Origin of the sequence: Bartonella rattimassiliensis 15908, assembly GCF_000278215.1 — a bacterium.
Lineage (GTDB): Bacteria > Pseudomonadota > Alphaproteobacteria > Rhizobiales > Rhizobiaceae > Bartonella > Bartonella rattimassiliensis.
Genome location: NZ_JH725073.1, coordinates 1 through 1,809 on the forward strand (window position 1 = coordinate 1; position 1,809 = coordinate 1,809).

The 1,809-nt window shown below is 26.1% G+C and carries 3 protein-coding genes; all 3 read right to left on the reverse strand.

Annotated elements, in window-relative coordinates; translation table 11 throughout:
- Nucleotides 1–254: 254 nt before the first annotated feature.
- Nucleotides 255–617: a hypothetical protein gene (locus MCY_RS08785; RefSeq protein ID WP_007348026.1), complete on the reverse strand. Its 363-nt coding sequence runs from the start codon at nt 615–617 to the stop codon at nt 255–257.
- Between the two features lie 201 nt (nt 618–818).
- Complete coding sequence (locus tag MCY_RS08790) at nt 819–1,181, reverse strand: hypothetical protein (protein ID WP_007348027.1); 363 nt, start codon at nt 1,179–1,181, stop codon at nt 819–821.
- A gap of 177 nt (nt 1,182–1,358) precedes the next feature.
- Nucleotides 1,359–1,715, reverse strand: coding sequence for a hypothetical protein (locus MCY_RS08795; protein ID WP_007348028.1), 357 nt, complete (start codon nt 1,713–1,715; stop codon nt 1,359–1,361).
- Between the last annotated feature and the right edge of the window lie 94 nt (nt 1,716–1,809).

A 1,809-nucleotide genomic window follows, 5' to 3' on the forward strand; every position in this document is an offset into this window, starting at 1 on the left:
CTTAAGATTCACATTGGAAAATTTATAAAGTAATTTTCATGTATAAATATATATTTTAAATAATATTTGTTTAGTCTAATTTATTATTTTTTATATTAATAGTTTTATACTAATAGATATTATATTTGTGCTATACAGTCTGGGAACCTACAGTTTATCCATAAAAAGCATAAAAACAGCCTGCTCAATGAGATAAAGCAGGCTATAAAATACCCCTAATATTGAAAATAAAAAAATACCTAAGTAGCTTTAAATTATTTTCCTTTAATTTTTCCTATTGCCCATCCGATTATCGCACTAAATATGGCCATAACAGATCCGGTCAAAAACCCAAAACCCAAAGCTCCTACCGTAGAAAAAACTCCTAGAGTAATTGGTTCAAATACTTTCTCAACTTTTCCTTCAATATTCATTTCGCTTTTTGCTTTATAATTGAAGTTTGGTCCATAGAAAGCAGCTATAGTGATAGCTTTTTCTTTTCTTTGTTGCATGAGAGAAACAGTTTCGTATTGAGTATTGTTTCTCAAATGATTAGCATGAACATTTATAATTTGTGAAAGCAAAAAAGCAACCGCTACAAAAATATTTAATACGTAAGTTTTTAATACTTTAGTCATAATTTATCTCCAATAGTTATAGTATGAATTGAATAGCAGCATCGACAGAATTAGTGCACATTGAGAAATCAGAACTATTTAAAGATTTTTTATTCTTAATATGATAATTCACTATCTTTTATCATCATTAATAGATAAAAACAGAATGTATCTATATTTATGTTTTATATGAGAAGATCTTATATCTATGAAATTTCAATTTTAATGAGATTTAAAATACAATATTATTTTGCTTATTATCCATCCTAAAAACATGCCTACCATACTTGATGCGTATCCAATTGCTATCCCAATACCAAAAGTCCCAAGTGTAAGAGGTTCAACGACTTTTTCAACTTTTCCTTCAATGGTAATTTCATTTTCCACATCATGATTTAGATTTGGTGCGTAGAGAGCAATTATATCGATTGCATCCTTTCTTTTTTGTTTTATTGCAGAAATAACCGTGTTCTCACTAAGAGTATTGTTTTGCAAATAATTTGCATGCACACTAACAACCTGTGAAAGAGAAAAGGCAGACATAATGAAAATACCTAACATGTGATTTTTAAACAATTTAATCATAATTTACCTCAAATACTTTATATTATTTCTATATATACATAAATTTATATTTTTGATTTAAATTATAGTATTTATCTTTATAACAAGATATATAAAATGCTTCATTATGTAATAATTTCACAATGATTAATAATACATAATGAAGCTAAATATTATATAATTATAAAATCGGTTGAATTACTTGAACATCATTACTATGTCCTTTATCCAACTTATGATAGATCCTATAATACTTATTGCATATCCAGAAACCAATAATCCCATTCCTATCGTAAGAGGTTCAACGACTTTTTCAACTTTTCCTTCAAAGGTTGTCTCATTTTTTGTTTGATTACTTACAGATGGAACATAAAAAGTAGTGGTAGAAACAGTATCAGCTTTTGCAAACTTTGTTTGCCCCATTAAGGAAATAGAAGATTCTTCTTTTGAAGAATCATTTTTCCAATAGTTTGCGTTAACATTTACAGTTTGTGAAAGAAAAAAAGTACTTACGATAAAAATGCTTAATATATAATTTTTAAATATTGTTACCATAACTTTACCTCAAATATTTTAATTTTTATATATTAGTAAACATACAATATATACATAACTTATTTTATATATTAAATGCATATTTCATTATGTA